Origin of the sequence: Yinghuangia aomiensis (assembly GCF_039542225.1) — a bacterium.
Taxonomy (GTDB): Bacteria; Actinomycetota; Actinomycetes; order Streptomycetales; family Streptomycetaceae; genus Yinghuangia; species Yinghuangia aomiensis.
Map to the genome: position 1 here is coordinate 1 of NZ_BAABHS010000056.1, position 17,807 is coordinate 17,807.

The following is a 17,807-nucleotide window of genomic DNA, read 5'->3' on the forward strand; positions in this document are numbered from 1 at the left end:
CTTACCACCGCCGCCGTCGACAAGCCTCGCTAGGCCGACTGACCCCGGTCGAATACGAAACCGTCATGGCCGCGCCAGCCGCCCGGGCTGCGTGACCGCACCTGTCACCCAAACCTGCATCAGACCCGACCGCCGACTCGGCGCCGCAACGGTCGCCGACGAGATGACGGCCCACATCGCGCAGGTCGACCAGTTGCTGAAACACGCGATGCTGCCGACCCAGCGCGCGGGACTTGCGCACGTGCTCGCCGACGCGTCCGCACTGGCCGGCTGGCAAGGCGTAGATCGCGGCACGCTCCCCCAGTCCTGGGAACACTTCGAGCGTGCGAAGGCAGCCGCAATGCTCGCCGACGACCCGAGCATTCAGGCGTTCGCCACCGGCGAGCAGGCATATGTGCTCCTGGACTTGGGCCAAGCCGAGAGCGCACTACAGCTCATCGAGTACGCGCATGCACAGAACCGCAGCAAGTTGCCAGGTCTCATGCATAGTTGGTTACACGCCGCCGAAGCCGAGGCACACGCCGCCCTCGGACACGAACTCGACTCGTTGCGCTGCATGGACCTTGCAGCCGCGGCCCTGCCGGCGGACCCAGACGACCCGAACTTGCCCTACCTCGCGCTCAATCTCGTGCACCTCGCGCGGTGGCGTGGCTCGTGTCTCGTTCAGTTGGGGGACAGCCAGGTAATCGACAGCCTCACGGATGCCCTAACCGGGATGAACGGCTTCACCCGAGCAACTGCCGGACTCCGGTGCGACCTTGCAGAAGCCTTGATCGCGCAAGGCCGCACCGACGAAGCCAAGACTCACCTTGCCGAGGCCCAGAAGCTGATCACCGTCGCCGGTTCAGCGCGACAGCGCCGCCGCTACGTTCGCCTCTCAGCCCGCGTCTGACTCCACATCGACCGCAGCGCCGTTGCGCGACGCAAGCACGTGCAACAGGCCGATCAACACACCCGAGTTCCAGATCCGCCCCTTGGCGATCAGGCCCGGGATCTCAGCGAGCGGCACCCACTCCATGCGTGCCATCTCGGTGACTTCGGTCGGCTCCGCGATCTTCTCGGCGCCCTCACCGACGAACACGTCATGCCACGAGTCGACCATGCCGACCATGGGCTGAAAACGCGAGACGTGCCGGAACGTCTTCGGCCGGTAGCCGGTCTCTTCAAGCAGCTCCCGGAGCGCCGTCTCCTCCGGGTCCTCCCCTTCGTCGACCAGGCCGCCGGGGATCTCCCACCCCCACCGATCCGACACGAACCGGTGTCGCCACATCATCAGTACCCGATCCTGATCATCGATCAGGACGGTCATCGCTGCCGCCCGCAGCTTGATCACGTGATGCTCGAAGCGGTCCCCGTCCGGCAGTTCGACATCCGTCAGGAAGACGCGCATCCACTCGTTGTCATAGATGATCCGCTCGCCATGGACGACCCAGGCGGAGGACTTGTCGTCATCTTCTGTAGCCACGAGGCGACGCTACCGGGCCGTGTGCGTTTCCGTGCGGCTCCGGTCGAAGATCAGCCATGCTGCGGATGGCCGGGCAAGTCGCTTATCCACCCAGGCCGGATGACAGTGGCCTCAGCCAGTATGTCCGCCATGAGCTACGACCTTGCCGTTTGGGAAGGCGAACGGCCGGCCGATGACAAGGCGGCTGGCGAGACGTTCGCCCACCTCTACGCGACGTACGTCGACACCGACGACGTTCAAACGCCCACGCCTGTCATCGCGAAGTACGTCGCTCTTCTTCTGGATCGCTGGCCCGACTTGACCGACGACGAGGACTCACCGTGGTCAACCGGGCCGTTGATCGGCGAAGCCCGAGGGCCACTCATCTACTTCCCGATGGCGTGGAGCCGGGCGCAGGAGGCATCCATCTTCGCCGCCGACGTGGCCAACTCGCTTGGTCTCGTCTGCTTCGACCCTCAGGAACGGCGCCTCCGCCCCTGAGGCAGCGCCCCTTGCCGCGACGCCCATTGATCACTGCCGAATTAATCTCTACTGGATCAAGGGCGCGCCCGCGAGCGGTCGCGCCTGCCGCCGCGCCGGCGCGGGCCGCGCCGGGCGTGCGGCGCGGACGCCGGTCCCGCCGCGGCCCGACCTGCGCAGCGGCGCGCGAACTGTCGAAAGGCGAGGCCTGGTTCAGAGTTATAGCCGCAGCTTTGCTGCGAGGCCTCTGGGGGGGCGCCAAACGACCTGACGGCCGTTACCCGGGCGCCCTCGCTCCAGCGTGGTGCAGGCGATGACTCACCACGAGCTGTCAACGTGCGTCCCATAGGGCCCGTTGGCAGTGACGTCGCGCCCTGCGCGCGAAACCCACGGCACGCCACCCGGGCCCCGGCATGCCGTGAACCGGGTATCGGAGCGGCTCATTCCCGGCTCTCGACGGTACGCCGAAATGACTTTGCCCCCTCTACCGGCCCACGTAGCCGCCGGTTACCCAATTCTTCCACGCCATAGCCCGTGACCATGCAAGGATTACGCAACATGGCACTAGCTAGAGAAAGTGATTCCGCATGCCCGCGCCAAGCCGACCGATAGTTTCCCCGCTAACCATAGAGGAAATCTCGCAAAGAATTGAAAAACTGCGCCCCGAAAAAGATAGCCACATTGCGAATCAGCATGTTGTATCGCGGGCCATCTTGCGCAAATTCAGCACAAAAATAAAGAGTCAGATAAATCTCATCAAATTCAACTTGCGATACTCCAACTTTTCCCTCAAGGGCACGCAAGGATGCGGACGAGTACGGGACTATGCCCGATTCGCTTCCGCGTCGCTGGAGCGAAAATGGAATTTGATTGAGAACCGAATAAGTCCTTCACTCAAATCGATAGAAGAGGGTTCCGCTCTGTCGAGCGCAGCCACCTTGGCAGATTTGCGCGAAATTGTGGTCCTACACTACGTGCGCAGCAAGCGCACTTACGAAATCCATCAACGGTCCCGGCTCAAGCATTTGGGTCACGCAGCAGAGCTATACGGAGAAGCCCTTCAGCACCCCGAGGAGCTGTTCAGGATGTTCTACAAGCGTTTCGGATTCTATGCCGCAGGCCCTGAAGCCATCTTTAAAATGCTCGACCAGATGATCTACTCCCAGACTCCCGACCTAGAGAGCGGAGCCGTATTTCGAGTAATGGTAGAAGACCACTACGACAAGGTTAGATCTATTGTCGAAGATTGGGGGGTTCAAATCTTGTATGCTTCAGACGGCGAACTCTTGATAGGGGATAACCCCGCACTCTCAATTAGGAGGTCGGAAGATCCGGCGTCACCTCCAATGCAAGTCCCCATAGGCGAGGCGGAAATTGTATTCATGCCCATTAGCCCTAAACATTTGCTCTGCTTGGGTGGGCAAACAGAGTCAGGCGACCTTGATGCGAACAGCATCTTCGAAAGCAATCAACTCCAGCTGCTCTATGCGCACAGTGAGGCGTACTTCCGTCCCGAATCTGGGCTAGAAGACTTCGCCTTACGCTTCTGTCAACACACAGCACGTTCGCCAGAATTTCAACAGGGCGCCCATCGTGATTCTTAGACTCCTCACACACTCGGAGTTCAGATTCCCGACCGCCAATCTGCAATCACACCAGGGTGGCGCTCAAGGGCCTCATGCATATTGTGCGCCAGCATGAGAAGCGGAAGTTCCGTTTCCCTCTCCTCGCCCGCCAATCTGACGAAGGCAGCGGAGAACTCTTCCCGCGACGGCCGTTCATTGAATTCCCGCATTGCACGTATCAAAACCCACTGCAATCGCATGGCGCTTTCCTGCTGCTGCGTGGTGGTACACATGCGATGTATCTCGCGCCACATAATTCCCCTAGGGGAAGGATTGGATTGGATTTTGTAAGCAGTCCATGCGCCACGGCGAATTTTCCAAGCCCGACGCCTACTTGACTTCCGTGCTCCCTTCTTTCCAGCAACGGAGACCGCGCCGCGGACAACGATTCCACTGCCTTTGGATTCGGAAAGCTCCTCCGGAATTACACTCCAGTAATCCAAGATAAACGACACTCGATGATATGGGTCAATCCGAACCACCATATCCGTGGTCGCGTCATCTATTCCGTACCCCTCCAACTGGAACGTGCGGGGAGTGACCGCATATTTGCGTTTCGCGGTACCGTAAATCGCCAATGAAGGCGAATATACGGTAACGGCTGCACGCCCAGGGTTCTCAACAACGAGTTGGGCAACCTCCATGCTCGTATTTCCAAGCTCGCCGGAGAGTTCCCAGATTCCGCTTCGGTTAACTCGAAAACTATGACCGAGCTCCCACGCAGCAGCATTGAGCGATACTCGCACACGCCCGCCATCGAGCATATGCTTCGAAACCTGCCATGCGAGAGCGCAGGTCGCAATGACGAAGCTCATGCCCGCGATAATGGCAGCAATTGTCGCAACTGGGAGGCCCATCAACTCTGGTGTAGCTGCAGCGATTTTCACCCCGTCAGGCTATCCCCAAGACCCCATACAAATCTGGCAGTCTCGGCAAGTCACGTCCGGATCTCGACACACACTGAGCATGACTACGCGGCTCTCCCCATTCGGAGTCATATGCAGTCCGCAGCAGCCCGATGTGTTATATCATCTACACATCTAGGATATTTAGGAAATATTGTCATGATTTTTACCCAAAGATGAATAGAGCCCCTGATTCGGGCATGGTGTCAGCACCACGACGTAACCTTCTTGCCTATGAGCGATGCCTTCGCCGTGGTAGCAGTGATCATCAGTCTCGGAGCGCTGGGGTACAGCCGCCTCCAAGCCCTATACAGCCGCAAGCAGCTACTCCTTGCCGAGCGCATCCGCAAGGAAGCTACTGACCCCTACGTCGTGGTCGACGTCGAGCCGAGGGCTGGTGGGTCCGGGCTGTTGGTCTTCTACATCCAGAACATTGGCGCAACCATCGCCCGCAACGTCCACGTGGATGTCACACCTCCATTGCAGAGCGGTGAACGCGACGACTGGGACGAGAAGCTTGCGCGGGCACTCAGCCGGCCCATCCCACACTTGCCCCCGCGGCGACGCCTGGAGTGGTTCTTTACCTTCGGGCCGCGCTATCTACAGAACCCCGATGTGCCGCGTCAGTACACCGTCACAGTGACCTCGGATGGTCCATCTGGGGCTGTGGAGCCGATGACATACATCATTGACCTCGATGTCATCCGAGGCATGGCGCTCGACCGCGAGTCGATCGTTGCCAAGCTCGATCTCATTGCCGAGAACACGAACGCGCTCAAGAAGCTGCCGCCCCGATGAGCGGACCGGTCGGCAGGGCTGGCGTGCCAGATGCGTCGGTCGTCGGCGGTCAACGCCGGAGACGACGCAGGCTGACGATCAAGGACTTAGATGGCTCCTCTGCAGGTCAGGCGGCGGATTGGGCGGATCGCGCACGTGATTCCCAAGCTCAGAGCGCCAGTTCAGGATTCGTTGCGGGTTAAGGTTGCGGCGTTGCTGCGAGGCGCCTGGGGGCGCCACACGACCTGACGGTCGTGACCGGGGCGCGCTCGTTCCAGCGTGGTGATGTTGACCGCTCATCATGCGCCGTTGGCCTACGTCGCGTACGGCTCACCTTGGTGGTGGCGTTGCGCTGCCCTGCGCGCGAAACCCACGGCATGCCACCCGGTCCCCGGCATGCCGTGGACCGGGTCTCGGGGTGCAGTCCCGCCAGACCCTGAAGCCGACTGCGGCCACGCCGTACATACGGTCGGCGAGCATCGCCGTTCATCGGAGCACTTGGGCGCCAGAGTCCCTCGTTTCGCCTCCAGTCATACTGCGGGCATGCAGGAGATCCCCGACGCACCCATGCCACCCGGCTGGACGATCGAGCGGCTACGCGAATGGTCCGGCGACCGACGTGCGTGCGCGCTGCCGCTCGACCTTCAAGTCACGGAGGTCACCGGGCCCGTCCCCGAACGAGTACGCCCCTCCTACGTCCTCACGTTCGGAGAGTTGTGCGTGATCCAGGACGCCGAGACCGGGGATTGGCTAATGGGCTCCTTGGATGTCACGGCAGGAACCGCCCAGTGCTGGAGCAACTACGGCGACAACCTGTCCGAGGCCATTCGCGGCCTCTGAGCGGTTGACCATGATCAGGTATGGGCGCGGTATGACTTTGCCTCTTCCGCCCACCGCACGCCCGTGACCTGCGCAAACCCGAAACTGACAACCACACTCCGGAGCCGTGTGCGCAGGTTCGAATCCTGCCGGGGGCACTTTGAGTCACCGACCGCCACCAGCCGAAACACTGGCTGAGCTGGCGGTTTCTTCTTTCTCGGACTTCCCACGCCGCGGGCGTGTGTCACCGTGCGTCGCCGGGTGCAGGCGTCTCTCAGCAGCCGACCGATATTCGACCAATGATCTTGAGCGCGTTTCCGCAGGTCACACACCGTTTTCACGAGTCGGCCGCGAAGCAGGCGCAAAACGACGAAGGCCCCGGAGATCCGGGGCCCTCGCTTCGTACTGTTCTTGATCACGCGTCGTCCTGCCCGTCATCGCCGTCGCCGCCGAGGGCTTCTGCGATCTTCTGATTGATCGTCTCCGCCTGGCCGTCAATGCACTTGGCGTAGATCGACAGCAGCACGTCGACCGAGTGGCCAAGCCGCTCCGCCACCTCTGGCGCCGACACCCCCGAGTTCAGCCACAACGAGGCGCAGGCGTGCCGAAGGTCGTACGGGCGCGCGGCCAACGGCGAGGCGACCTGATCGGGTGCGAGAGCCAGCTCCCGAGCCGCCCGCCACGTCCGGTAAGGCGAAGATCGCGAAGCCGTATGGATTCGGCACGACTTCACCGGCAACGGCTTTAGCTGACACCTTGCCCTCGGGGGCAAATAATCGGCGCCGTTCGCAGGAAACCCCAGGTCAGAGACCTGGCGGCCCGACCTTTTGAATCCGTGGACAGTTCGTCTCCACACGAGGACGGGGAGGTGAAGGTAATTCAAGCTAATTCACAGAGCATCGTGAACACCTTCAAAAGTAGGTGTTCGAGAACTGTCTACGTGTCGGTTGTGCGGAGTGGTTGTGGTCCGGGGTGGGTGGTAGGGCGTGCTGGGGCGAGTCGGCGGGCTACGCCGATCATCGACCAGCGGATGACGGACTCGGAGTGCTCGGGGGCGCGTTCGTGGGCGCGAGCCAGGCGGCGGTGTCCGGTGGGCCAGCCGTTCGTGCGCTCGACGCCTTACCGGCGCGGGTGGACTTCGCACCCGCGCCGGACGGCGGGTTTGCGGACGATCGCCAGCGTGGTGCCGAGCCCGTCGCGGGCGAACTCCACAGACTTGTCGGGGAATCCGGAGCCGGCCCACACGTGCCGGACCGACCGGTGTCGCAGCGGCTTCATGCGGTGGAGGGCGCTACGTACGCCGACGGTGTCGTGGACCGACGCGGCAATGACGACGACGGCGAGCAGCAGGCCGAGTGTGTCGGCGGCGAGCAAGCGCCTGCGGCCGTTGATGCGCTTGCCCGCGTCGTATCCGCGGGTATCGGCGCCGACGGTGTCGGCGCCCATGACGGACTGGGAGTCAAGCACCACCGCGGTCGGCTCAACATCACGCCCCGCGGCGGTGCGGACCCGTTCGCGCAGCGCGTCGTGGATCCGCTCGACGGTTGTCGTGTCATGCCACTGCGCGAAGTACCGGCACAGGGTCGGTCAGGGCGGGGGCTCATGCGGCAGCAGCGGCCACGAACCGCCGGCCCGCGCCATATACACGAACGCGTTCACGATCTCCCGCCGCGGATGCTTCTCAGGCCGGCCCCGCGCGGCCCCGTACGCGGCGCAGGAACAACGGCTCCACCAAAGCCCACTGGTCATCCGTCAGATCCGTTGCATACCGCTGTCGTTCCCCCACCCACCACCGCCAACAAGGCAACCGGCAACAAAGACACACCAATCCTCAAACACCTACTGAGCGTTCCTCGGCGTCCGAGTGTCAATTCGCCTCGGTCAATTCGGTGACGCAACGAAGTTCCCTCGGTGCGCAGCGTCGATGAATGTCGGGTGCGTTTCACAATCCTGTCCGCGCAAATTGGATAGCGGCGCCTTGTTTCCGCACTCCAAAATTCGAGGTACATCCCTCACCCTCGAAGGGGAGTTCCCTCTTGCGCAATTCATTCAAGCGTGCCCTGACCACGGCTGGTGTGACCATGGCTCTCGCCGCCGGTTCCGTCGCCACCGGTTCCTCCGCGCATGCCGAGGGCCACGATGTCTACACGGCATACAGCGCTTCGAGCGGCTACATCATGAAGCCGGGCATGGCATACTTCTTCAGCTACGGCGATAATTTCGAACTGTACGACCAAGTCGCCGACGGCGACGGGGTCGCACTGCTGGTGGACCTGTACTACTCGGGCGCCTACTACCGTGTTCAGCACGAGTACTGGGGCGGCGGATCGGGCACGTACAAGAAGATCAACTACGACTTCGCCGAGAAGGCCAAGATCCGCTTCAAGGTCTGCACCCAGAACGGCTCGGGCGGGGCGACCGACAACTGCGGCAGTTGGACATACGCCACAGCCTGACCAAACCGCGGTATCGAAACGCACGGCGGGAGTCGTCAGGACTCCCGCCGCTTTTCGCTTGTCAGTAGGTTTTTGAGGACTGGTGTGTCCTTGTGGCTGGTTGCCCCGTTGGCTGGTGGTGGGTGGGGAACGACAGCGGTATGCGACGGATCTGCCGGATGACCATTCGGAGGTCCATTCGCATGCCGGGAAGCGGTCAGCTCCCGGGCTGTATGAAGGGCGCGCAAGGTTGATCGGCTTCCGACCAATAGGTCTGCTGCATAGAGCGGTTGATCTGACCTGCGCTCCTGAATCGTGAACCTGACACCTCACGTAGCACGGCGTAAGTGGCTGTTTGAAGCGATCCGTGAGCGTGGCGGCACGTCCGTCGGGCAGGAGGCGCTTCGGCATATGCAATGGCCGTTGACCGCGGCCGGCTGGATCACGGCTGAACCGCTGCATTGATGGCGATGTCGGCTCACCCCCGGCGCGGGCGCCGACGTAGAGCCTGCCGCGAACGCAGGGCCGCGCCTTGCGCGCGCTGTCGCGGAATGCGTGCCACAGCCGATTTCCATGGTCGTGAATCAGGCGCGATTCAGGCACGGCGCGCCTCGCCGGCCAATCGGTCCGGGCCCGGGGCCTGTCGGTTCAGTCGCTGTTGGCTGCGTGGCGGATTGCCGCGGCGGCCGCGGTGGGGGTGTAGTCGTCGGCGACGCCGTCGATCAGGATGATGCCGCCGGTGATGTGCTGCGACCGCAGCGGTGCGATCTCGCGGTATGCGGGTGAGTCCCACCAGGCGCGGGCCTCTTCGATGCTGGGGAAGCCGAGCATCACGATGTTTCCTGCCCAGGTGCCTTCCTTCACCTCGTGCGGGGTGAAATGGACGAGGTAGCGGCCGCCGAAGGGCCGCATCGTGTCGGGGAGCCGTTCGATGTACTCGGCGATGTCGGCGTGCGGGGCGGCGTCCTGCAGGTTGGCGATGACGTAGGCCGGCATGGCGTGCTTCTTCCGTGAGTGCGGGCCGCCGTGGTGTCCCGGCGGATTCGGGGCGCGGGGCTGGTGGTCGGAGTCGCGGCCGTGCCGCGGTGGCGGCGTGGTTTTCCGGGCTTCTCTGCTCTGTCTGTTCTCCCTGTGCTCCGCTGACCGCAAAGCTACGGACGGACGGGAGGCGCGGAATCAGTCACGTATCGGTATTCACCGTCGAGTGCGCCTGCCGGTACCGCCGGACCAGGTGGCTCGCAAGTGGATACCGCGGTCCATCTGTGCGACCCGGCCCTGGCCCCTGGGGCATCCGCGGACCAGGGCGTGGACTCGGCCGGATCGGCAACCGGCGGGTCACGCTCGACGAGGGGGCACGTCCATGGCCGCGGAATCTCCGGGTGACCGCTACCGGCTCATCCAGATCATCGGCCAAGGCGGGATGGGCCACGAGTGGAGGAGCTAAGACACGACCGTCGACCGGCGCCTACCGGCCTACATGGGCCGGAACAGGAACTCAACTCCGGTGTGGCCTACCGCAGCGGCACGACCTCTACGGGCTCGGTTGCACGCTCTACGGAGCGCGCGCGGCAGGAGCAGCGGCCCCGACGGTGAGTCGTCCATGACGACATCACACCTTTTCCGGGCCTTCCAGGATGCGGTCATGGGTCGCGATGCGTCGCGGGACGCCACAGGGCGAGGCCCTGGTGAGTGCCCGCCGCGGGGGCGGGGCGGGGCGAGGGCAGGGCGGCGGCAGGGCGGAGCGGACAAGAACTACCGCGCCTTCAGCCCGGCGTGTCGTGCGCGAGTTCGAGCGTCCGGCCGTCGGCCTGGAGCTTTTCGAGCCAGAAGCAGGTCCATCGGTACAGCCGTTCGAACATGCTGCCTCCCTGTGGTTGCGGCCCGGGTGACCTGTCACTCGTCATGCGGTCGGCGGCATCGCGCGGCGCGTCGTGGTCCAGACAGCCGCTGTCATCCTGGTCGTCAGCGGTAGATATCGAGTGCCGTACACCCCGCTCGCACCAACGTCGGAGCGACTGGCTGTGGCGGTCCCAACTCCGCGCTGACCTTTGCGGCGGTGCGGGCCGCGGTCGGGGGTTCGGTGAATTCGATGCGTACGTCGTGCGGCCACGCGCGGTTGCCGCCTTCGACCGTGAGCGCGCCCGAGACCAGGACCACCCGCACGACCTTGCCGTCGGCGACGAACACGAATGCAGGCCCGGGGTCGTCGTCGTACGACGGCGCGCGGGCTGCCTGGCCGAACTTGCGTACCAGCATGTCCGTGTCAGCGTCGAGGTAGACCGTGTCCCAGTCGAACCGGGTCGCGTCGGCCAGCAGCAGCGAACCGTCCTTGCAGAGTTCGTCATAGGCGCGGTCGTGGAAGGCCGACGGGGTGTCGTCGTTGATCCATCGGTGCACGAACGTCCGGAAGCCGTCGGACACCCCGTACAGCAGCGAAAAGAACAGCAAGGGGACGCCCACAAGGACGGTCATGACCGCGAGCGGGGTGCGCAGGGCGCCTTTGGCCCGTCGGCCGCCGGGTGTCGGCAACGGGTCGGCTGCCCGTCCCTCTTCGGACGCACTCACGGCAGGTCCGACGAGGGCGTGGTGCCCTTCATATCCGAATGGATCGTCCGGTCCCCGGCGACCTGGTCGCTGTACTGGAGGTTGCCTTGTGCATCCACGACTACCGTGCGGCCTTGGCGGACCGCGCGCTCGATCGCGTCCGCCACCTGGTCGAGTGACTGCCCGGACGTCTCCTGGGCCACGTTGCGCCCTACCTCGTTGTTGTGGAGGTCCATCGACTCGAAAGTCTGGGTGTACGGCTTGGTGTCCGCGTTCATTTCATGCGCCGTCGTGTACTTCGCGGCCCGCTCAGGGCCCCGGCGGGTGAGCATCGCGTTCCAGAAGGCGTGCCGGAACGCGTCGCCATGGCCGTCGAGTTCGCCTTGGTTCGGGAAGCGTTTGCGGCACTCCTCCCACGCCTTGTTCGAGATGAGCATGAACTCGGCACGTTCCTCGGTGCTCAGCGCCGTGAACAAGTCCTGCTCCGTCCCGACCCGGTAGCCGTTGAGCTGCGGGATGCGGTCCTCGATCCGGTTGGCGTGCAACGGCTCCTTCTGCCGAGGATCGTCTCCCACTTGGTAGCCCAGCATGATCTCGGCGGGTGAAATCGGTGGGTGAAAGGCGCATCGCCTGCATGAACGCGTTGTCCGCGGCGTGGGCGGTCAGACGTGCACGGATCATCGTGGAGTTGAACTCTTCCACCAGTTCCGCCCTGCGCCGCAGTTCGGATTCCGTCGCGGGCCCCTTGCCCGGCGGAAGCAGCTCCAACGCGGCCGGATTCGAACGCGGCGCGCTGCACGTCGCCCCACGGAGCGCCGAATCCCGCCGCGATGCCGAGGCACCGGCGCACCTGCCGGTGCGCCGAGTCGAGGCCGTCGGCGCAGGTGTTCATCGTGGTCACGAAGTGTTGGATCTGTGAGGAGAGTTCGTCGATGCGGGTGCGCGATCCGGCGACCGTTTGGCGGAAGCCGTTGGCGACGTCGCCTTGCCAGTTCGCGCTGGATGAAGCGACCGTGTCGAGGAGTTGCGCGGAACGGCCGGTGCGTATCGTCTCGGTCAGGACCTGTTGCGCGGCGGCGCGGATTCCGGCCGGGTCGCCGGGGATGACCTCTTGTGCGTCCGTCATGGTCAGCCCAGGGCATCTCGGATGAGCTGCGAGGTCTTGCGGCTTGTCTCGTCCGCGTCCACGTAAGCCTGACTGTTCGTGTCCGCCTGCCGTGTGGCGCCGTCCAGCTGCGTTGCCGCCGTGCGGTACGCCTCGCTCAGCCGGTGCAGCTCCCGCTCGATCGTCGTCTGCACCCGCGCGGTCCCGGCCTTCGGCCGCACGCAACTGGACGAGGCTTCGTCGCATGTGCGTGCTGCCGGTGTCGGAGTTCCCGGGAAGTCTAAGCGTGGCCGTGTCGCCACAACCGAACACATGGCCGAGCAACTGTCCGCACCGAGTGTCGGCCGAACCGAACTCCTCCCCGCTGTACGTTGATTCGCCACGACGGGTGGTGCGTGTGGAGGTGGAGGCGGGCGTGAATGAGACCGGGCGGGTGGAGGCCTTCAGCGATGGGGTGTTCGCTATTGCGATCACGCTGTTGATTCTGGAGATCAAGGTGCCCGAGGTGGAGCCGGGGCAGTCGCTGTGGGGGGCGTTGGGACATCTGTGGCCGTCGTATGCGGCTTACGTGGTGAGCTTTTTGGTTATTGGGATCATCTGGATGAACCACCATCAGTTCCTGGCGCATCTGGCTCGGGTGGACCGGGTGGCGTTGTTCCTCAACTTGCTGCTGCTGATGACGGTTTCGGCGTTGCCGTGGCCGACGTCGGTGGTGGCGGCGTATCTGCGCGACGGGGACGACGCGAAGATCGCGATGGCTGTGTACGGCGGGTTCATGGTGCTGTTCTCCACCGCTTTCTCGCTGTTCTGGTGGTACGTGACGCGCCGCGGGCATCTGTTCCACGACTACGTCGACACCGAAGGCGCCCGTGCCACCCGCGGCCGGTTCGCGTTGGGCATGCTGCTGTACCCGTGCACCGTGGGGCTGGCGTTCGTGTCGGCGGTGGGGACGTTGATCCTGCACGGAGTGCTGGCGGTGTACTACGCGTTCAACCAGCTGCCGGTGCCGGTGCGGGCGGATTCGGGAACCGCTGCGGACTGAGGCGCATCGGGAGGCAGCCCGGCCGCGGCTTCGTCGAAGAAACGATTTCGTTGAGGCGGTTCCGCGCTATCCCCGGAGCGGCTACCGTAAGCCGCTCGTCGGTGGGGCTGGGTGCCCCGCCGATTGGTCTACGCGACGGCGGGTGGGGATCGGCCGCGCGGTAAAACGACGCGAGGCGTCTGCTTCGGCGTGCGTCAAACCAGGATGACGGGGAGTGGGGGAATGAAGCACATACGCGTGGCCACGGCAGCAATAGTGATACTCCTGGGGGTCGTTGGCTGCGAGCCCACGGACACCGACGGCCAGGCCGACGGAAAAGCAAGCGCAGCGGTGACCGCCTCGACGTCAACCGTCGCAACGCCGTCGGCGACGGCAACGGCGACGCCAACAGCAACGGCGACGGCGACACCCTCTGCCACCTCGGCCTCGACGCCACCCCCGTCGACAACGCCATCGACAACGCTGTCAACGACACCTCCGGCTGCGGCCAAGCCGACCGCGACAAAGCCCGCCGCTCCCAGGCCAACCACGCCCAAGCCGTCCGCACCCGCGGCAGCCACCACGAAACCCGGCACCTGCGAGATCGTGTCCAACGCCGGCAACTGTTATAACGACGGGCAGTTCTGCCGCAAAGCCGACATCGGCCGCTCCACGCACGACAGGAACGGCGAGTGGATCACCTGCGTGCGCGACGGAAGCGTGAATCGCTGGGTAGCGAAGTAGCAGGCAGCAGGCAGCAGGTAGTAAGTAGGAAGTAGACGGCGGCAACGCGAGGTTGGGCGGCGCCGACCAAGGCGTAGTCGTGGCACTCCGACCATCGCCCCTGTTTGCCGACGCCTGGCTGCCCACTGTCACCGGTGCGCCTCGGACCGTCTCCCGTCGGGCCCGAGGCGCACCGGTGGCGGCTGCGGCGGCTCGCCTCCCCCGGTGGCCTTCCCCTGATCACCGCGAGTGTCGGCCGCGTCCCCCGTGCCGCCGAAATCCCCAACGATGCCGGTGGCGGGCAGGGCACGGGGAGCCTCAGCGGACGAGGCGAGTTCCACCCGAAAGGGTTGGAATCCCCACCGGATTTGAACGTTTCGCCCGGCCACCGGTCACACCCGTGCCGTCGAACAAGCCGACTCCCCCGTCAGACCCGCGCTGCCCCTTTCAGACCCGCGCTGCTCCCGTCAGCGCCCCCACCAACTGCGCCAAATCCGGCTCGGTGGCGGCTGCCGCCAGGGAGCGGGTCAGAGCGTCGCGGTAGGTCGGGGCGGACTCGGTCTGGCGGGCGCGGCCGGTGTCGGTGATGACGGAGTAGACGCCGCGGCGGTCGTTGGCGCAGAGGTCGCGGCGGGTCAGGCCGTCGGCTTCCAGGCGGGCGACCAGGCGGCTTACCGAACTCTGGTTGAGGCCGAGCCGGTCGGCGAGTTCCTGCATGCGCAGTTCGCCGTCGGCTGCGGTGGCGAGGTGGCAGAGCGCCCGGTACTCGGACAGCCCCAGGTGGTGGGCGCGCTGGAGAGCCCGGGAGAGGTCGTTCTCGACGCGGGCGTGCAGTGTGACCAGACGGTCCCAACATTCCGGGTCCATGGCCGGTCCTCCTTCACGTGCTGTTGACAAGATCTTACGTGCGTGAGCAACATATGCATGTGCAAGCAATTGATGCGGATGCATATTCCGGGCATGGAGGCCCGGGCGTCCCGCAGCACCGCTCAGCGACCGATCCCGAGGAGGAACCCGCCATGTCCACCACCGTCAACAGCGCCATAGCCGCCGGCATCGACATCACCGCCGACAGCACCAGCAGCACTACCGGTACCAGCACCACCGCCGCCACCCCCCACACCACCATCCGCCAGGTCGCGACCACCCCCGACTGGTACGAGCCGTACAAGATCTCCCAGGCCGTCCGCGCCGGCGGATTCGTGCACGTCTCGGGGCAGGCGGGGATCGACGAGGAGGGGCGGACGGTCGAGGGCGGATTCCTGGCGCAGGGGCGCCAGGCGTTCGCGAACATCGAGCGGGTGCTGGCCGCGGCGGGGGCATCGCTTGCGGACGTCGTGAAGGTGACGATCCTGGTCCGCGGCATGGCCGATCATCTGGAGGAAGTGATCCAGCTGCGTGGGGAGTTCCTGGATCACCCGTATCCGGCCGACACGCTCATGGAAGTGGTGTCGCTGGCGCAGCCGGACTGGCTGATCGAGATCGACGCATTGGCGCTCGACCGCGGATACCTCCACGGGGGGAGCGGCGACGCGCACGGCGGGGGCCACCGCACCGCAGCCTGACGCCGCACAGCCGGCACCCCACCGCTACCCCGACCACACCGTCAGAGAACGCGCCACACACCCCCACGCAGCACCAACGGAGACCCCCGATGACCTCCCTCGCCCCCCTCTTCCGCCCCCACCGCTCCCGCCGCCTCGACCTCCGCAACCGCATCGCGATGGCGCCCATGACGCGCGGGCGAGCCGACGACGCCACCGGCGTGCCGAGCCCGCTCGCGCCGACGTACTACCGGCAGCGCGCCGGGGCCGGGCTGCTGATCACCGAGGGGGCTTACGTGAACCCCCTCGCGAAGGGCGGCCCGGGCATTCCCGGCATCCATACGGACGCGCAGACCGACGGATGGCGCGCCGTCCCGGAGGCGGTGCATGCCGAAGGCGGGACGATCTTCGCCCAGCTCTGGCACGTCGGGCGCATGAGCCACCCGCGCGTCCTGCCCGACGGGGAACTCCCCGTCGCGCCGTCCGCGGTGCGCATCGACGGGGCGTCGATCTTCACGCAGGACGGCTGGGTCGACCACGTCACGCCGCGCGCCTTGACGGCGGACGAAATCGACCAGACCGTCCGGGACTTCGCCCGAGCCGCCGAGAATGCCGTAGCCGCGGGCTTCGACGGGGTCGAGATCCACGGCGCGAACGGCTACCTGATCCAGCAGTTCCTCGCCGACAACACCAACCGCCGCACGGACGGCTACGGCGGCTCGCTGCAAGGCCGGCTCCGCTTTCCGATCGAGATCGTCGAGGCCGTGGTGGGAGCCATCGGCGCCGACCGCGTGGCCCTGCGGATTTCACCGGACAACGACGAGAACCAGCTCGCCGAGGCGGACCCCCAGGAGACGTACCGAGCACTCGTGGACGCGATCGACCCGCTGGGCCTCGCCTACCTCCACATCCTCGAACGCGGCCGCTACCGCGCGATCGAAGATCTGCGTCCGCGGTGGTCGGGGACGCTGGTCGCCAACCACAACGGCCCCACACCCAGCGACCCGCAGGCGGCCGCGCGGCTCATCGAGGCCGGACATGCGGACCTGTTCGCGTTCGGACGGCTGTTCCTCAGCAACCCGGACCTGCCCGCGCGGCTGGCGTCCGGAACTCCCCTCGCACCGGCGGCGACACACGGCGTGTACGGCGGAGGCGCCGACGGATACGTCGACTACCCGGCGGCCGAGGTCGTCGCGGCGTAACGCCGCACGCACCGCCCGCCCGTACGGGAGCTGACGGGCGGGCGGCACAGACTTCATGATGCTGCGTCACGGACCGTGAGCGCAGCCGGGCCGGCAGGGAACCCGCCTGCCGGGCAGGTCAGTTCGCCGGAGGCGGGGCAGGGCAGGGCAGGGCACGCGAGGTTCACGGCGAAGGAGTCCCATGCCAGTGGCGGGGCCCGAACAGGGCCAATAAAGGTTCAGGGTTCAGAGTTCAGAGTTCACAGTTTCAGAGTTCGTAAGTCGGCCGGCTCCGCGACAAGAACGCCCCGTTGTCGCTCAGCACGAACTGCCCCGTCGTATGCCCCGCCAGGTCCGAGCACAAGAACAGCACCACCTTCGCCATGTCGTCCGGCTCCGACAGTGCCCCCAGCGGAATCGCCTTCAGCAGCCCCGCCTGGAACTCCTCCGACAGTGTCGCCGCCACCTGCGCGGTCAGTGTCGTCCCCGGCGCCACCGCGTTCACCCGGATCCGGTGCGGCGCCAGTTCCACCGCCAGGGTCTGCGTCAGGTGGTTGATCCCCGCCTTGGCCGCCCCGTACGGCGCGAGTCCCGGCGCCGGACGCGTCGTCTCCCCCGAACTCACGTTGACGATGCACCCTCCACCGCCGGCCGCGATCATCGCCCGCGCCTCCGCCTGGCACGAGTACGCGGTCGCGAGCAGGTTGACCCCCACGACGTCCCGCACCGCCTCCGGCGTCCAGTCCACGAACGCCGCCGTCCCGTGCCCCGCGGTCATCCCCACGTTGTTGACGGCAATGTCCAGACCCCCGAGACCGGCCACCACCACTTCCACCATCCCCGCCACGGCCCCCGCGTCCGTCGCATCGACCCGCACCGCGAGCGACCGCACCCCCTCCCCCTTCACCAGCTCGGCCGTTTCCTCCGCCGCTTCCTCCCGCAGATCCGCCACCGCGACGTCCGCCCCGGCCCGGGCGAGCCGGAGGCAGATCCCCCGGCCGATGCCCGCGCCGCCGCCCGTCACCAGCGCCGTCTGGCCGCTCAAGTCGATGCCGATCGCCATGTCAACCTCCCACACACCCAGTCGTTCGAAAATTCACGATACCTGGTTCGAACTTTCGAACTCACCTCTTGCTTCTGACGAGCCGTCAGGCTAGCTTCATGCCCGCAAGTCAGCGAGAGGCAGCGTGAAGCACCGAGAGGC

19 protein-coding genes and 1 pseudogene are annotated in these 17,807 nt (G+C 65.6%); 9 read left to right on the forward strand and 11 right to left on the reverse strand.

Annotated elements, in window-relative coordinates:
• Positions 1 to 91: 91 nt before the first annotated feature.
• Positions 92 to 892, forward strand: coding sequence for an NsdA family TPR-like regulatory protein (locus tag ABEA93_RS39580; RefSeq protein WP_345680838.1), 801 nt, complete (start codon positions 92 to 94; stop codon positions 890 to 892).
• Here ABEA93_RS39580 and ABEA93_RS39585 read toward each other — a convergent pair.
• Complete coding sequence (locus tag ABEA93_RS39585; RefSeq protein WP_345680839.1) at positions 878 to 1,465, reverse strand: NUDIX hydrolase; 588 nt, start codon at positions 1,463 to 1,465, stop codon at positions 878 to 880. The genes ABEA93_RS39580 and ABEA93_RS39585 overlap by 15 nt on opposite strands.
• A gap of 129 nt (positions 1,466 to 1,594) precedes the next feature.
• Here ABEA93_RS39585 and ABEA93_RS39590 point away from each other — a divergent pair, with 129 nt between their 5' ends.
• Positions 1,595 to 1,945 (forward strand): hypothetical protein, encoded by a 351-nt coding sequence (locus ABEA93_RS39590; RefSeq protein ID WP_345680840.1) that lies wholly within the window; start codon positions 1,595 to 1,597, stop codon positions 1,943 to 1,945.
• Positions 1,946 to 2,511: 566 nt separating this feature from the next.
• Positions 2,512 to 3,528, forward strand: coding sequence for a DUF4238 domain-containing protein (locus tag ABEA93_RS39595; RefSeq protein WP_345680841.1), 1,017 nt, complete (start codon positions 2,512 to 2,514; stop codon positions 3,526 to 3,528).
• Positions 3,529 to 3,548: 20 nt separating this feature from the next.
• Here the strand turns inward: ABEA93_RS39595 and ABEA93_RS39600 are convergent, their stop codons facing one another.
• Positions 3,549 to 4,436 carry a hypothetical protein gene (locus ABEA93_RS39600; protein WP_345680842.1) on the reverse strand — a complete coding sequence of 296 codons (888 nt, stop codon included), beginning with the start codon at positions 4,434 to 4,436 and terminating at the stop codon, positions 3,549 to 3,551.
• A gap of 252 nt (positions 4,437 to 4,688) precedes the next feature.
• Here ABEA93_RS39600 and ABEA93_RS39605 point away from each other — a divergent pair, with 252 nt between their 5' ends.
• Together ABEA93_RS39605 and ABEA93_RS39610 are read left to right on the forward strand one after the other, a co-directional pair.
• Positions 4,689 to 5,252: a hypothetical protein gene (locus tag ABEA93_RS39605; protein WP_345680843.1), complete on the forward strand. Its 564-nt coding sequence runs from the start codon at positions 4,689 to 4,691 to the stop codon at positions 5,250 to 5,252.
• Between the two features lie 522 nt (positions 5,253 to 5,774).
• On the forward strand, positions 5,775 to 6,071 hold the full coding sequence (locus ABEA93_RS39610) for a hypothetical protein (protein WP_345680844.1): 297 nt from the start codon (positions 5,775 to 5,777) through the stop codon (positions 6,069 to 6,071).
• Positions 6,072 to 6,465: 394 nt separating this feature from the next.
• On the opposite strand, the pseudogene ABEA93_RS39615 reads toward ABEA93_RS39610, so the two are convergent.
• Positions 6,466 to 6,750, reverse strand: a pseudogene (locus ABEA93_RS39615) (site-specific integrase); the annotation flags it as partial.
• A 419-nt stretch (positions 6,751 to 7,169) separates the two neighbouring features.
• Complete coding sequence (locus ABEA93_RS39620) at positions 7,170 to 7,520, reverse strand: transposase (protein WP_345680845.1); 351 nt, start codon at positions 7,518 to 7,520, stop codon at positions 7,170 to 7,172.
• Between the two features lie 566 nt (positions 7,521 to 8,086).
• Between ABEA93_RS39620 and ABEA93_RS39625 the strand changes: the two genes are divergently transcribed.
• Positions 8,087 to 8,506: a hypothetical protein gene (locus tag ABEA93_RS39625; RefSeq protein ID WP_345680846.1), complete on the forward strand. Its 420-nt coding sequence runs from the start codon at positions 8,087 to 8,089 to the stop codon at positions 8,504 to 8,506.
• 627 nt (positions 8,507 to 9,133) lie between these two features.
• Here ABEA93_RS39625 and ABEA93_RS39630 read toward each other — a convergent pair.
• The 4 genes from ABEA93_RS39630 to ABEA93_RS39645 form a co-directional block, all read right to left on the reverse strand.
• The gene (locus ABEA93_RS39630; protein WP_345680847.1) at positions 9,134 to 9,481 is read right to left on the reverse strand and encodes a DUF1330 domain-containing protein; all 348 of its coding nucleotides are present in this window, start codon (positions 9,479 to 9,481) and stop codon (positions 9,134 to 9,136) included.
• 966 nt (positions 9,482 to 10,447) lie between these two features.
• Positions 10,448 to 11,050, reverse strand: a complete 603-nt coding sequence (locus tag ABEA93_RS39635) for a hypothetical protein (protein ID WP_345680848.1) — start codon at positions 11,048 to 11,050, stop codon at positions 10,448 to 10,450.
• Positions 11,047 to 11,604 (reverse strand): DUF6973 domain-containing protein, encoded by a 558-nt coding sequence (locus tag ABEA93_RS39640; protein WP_345680849.1) that lies wholly within the window; start codon positions 11,602 to 11,604, stop codon positions 11,047 to 11,049. Before ABEA93_RS39640 ends, ABEA93_RS39635 begins: the two co-directional genes overlap by 4 nt.
• Positions 11,605 to 12,157: 553 nt before the next feature.
• The gene (locus tag ABEA93_RS39645; protein ID WP_345680850.1) at positions 12,158 to 12,328 is read right to left on the reverse strand and encodes a hypothetical protein; all 171 of its coding nucleotides are present in this window, start codon (positions 12,326 to 12,328) and stop codon (positions 12,158 to 12,160) included.
• A gap of 143 nt (positions 12,329 to 12,471) precedes the next feature.
• On the opposite strand from ABEA93_RS39645, the gene ABEA93_RS39650 reads away from it, so the two are divergent.
• Positions 12,472 to 13,176 carry a TMEM175 family protein gene (locus tag ABEA93_RS39650; RefSeq protein WP_345680851.1) on the forward strand — a complete coding sequence of 235 codons (705 nt, stop codon included), beginning with the start codon at positions 12,472 to 12,474 and terminating at the stop codon, positions 13,174 to 13,176.
• A gap of 194 nt (positions 13,177 to 13,370) precedes the next feature.
• Here the strand turns inward: ABEA93_RS39650 and ABEA93_RS39655 are convergent, their stop codons facing one another.
• Together ABEA93_RS39655 and ABEA93_RS39660 are read right to left on the reverse strand one after the other, a co-directional pair.
• On the reverse strand, positions 13,371 to 13,769 hold the full coding sequence (locus tag ABEA93_RS39655) for a hypothetical protein (RefSeq protein ID WP_345680852.1): 399 nt from the start codon (positions 13,767 to 13,769) through the stop codon (positions 13,371 to 13,373).
• A gap of 556 nt (positions 13,770 to 14,325) precedes the next feature.
• The gene (locus ABEA93_RS39660; protein ID WP_345680853.1) at positions 14,326 to 14,745 is read right to left on the reverse strand and encodes a MarR family winged helix-turn-helix transcriptional regulator; all 420 of its coding nucleotides are present in this window, start codon (positions 14,743 to 14,745) and stop codon (positions 14,326 to 14,328) included.
• 152 nt (positions 14,746 to 14,897) lie between these two features.
• Between ABEA93_RS39660 and ABEA93_RS39665 the strand changes: the two genes are divergently transcribed.
• The gene (locus ABEA93_RS39665) at positions 14,898 to 15,443 is read left to right on the forward strand and encodes a RidA family protein (protein ID WP_345680854.1); all 546 of its coding nucleotides are present in this window, start codon (positions 14,898 to 14,900) and stop codon (positions 15,441 to 15,443) included.
• 89 nt (positions 15,444 to 15,532) lie between these two features.
• Positions 15,533 to 16,624, forward strand: coding sequence for an alkene reductase (locus ABEA93_RS39670; protein WP_345680855.1), 1,092 nt, complete (start codon positions 15,533 to 15,535; stop codon positions 16,622 to 16,624).
• Between the two features lie 247 nt (positions 16,625 to 16,871).
• On the opposite strand, the gene ABEA93_RS39675 is transcribed toward ABEA93_RS39670, so the two are convergent.
• Entirely contained in the window at positions 16,872 to 17,666 is a 795-nt protein-coding gene (locus ABEA93_RS39675; protein WP_345680856.1) for an SDR family NAD(P)-dependent oxidoreductase, read from the reverse strand.
• Positions 17,667 to 17,807: the final 141 nt, after the last annotated feature.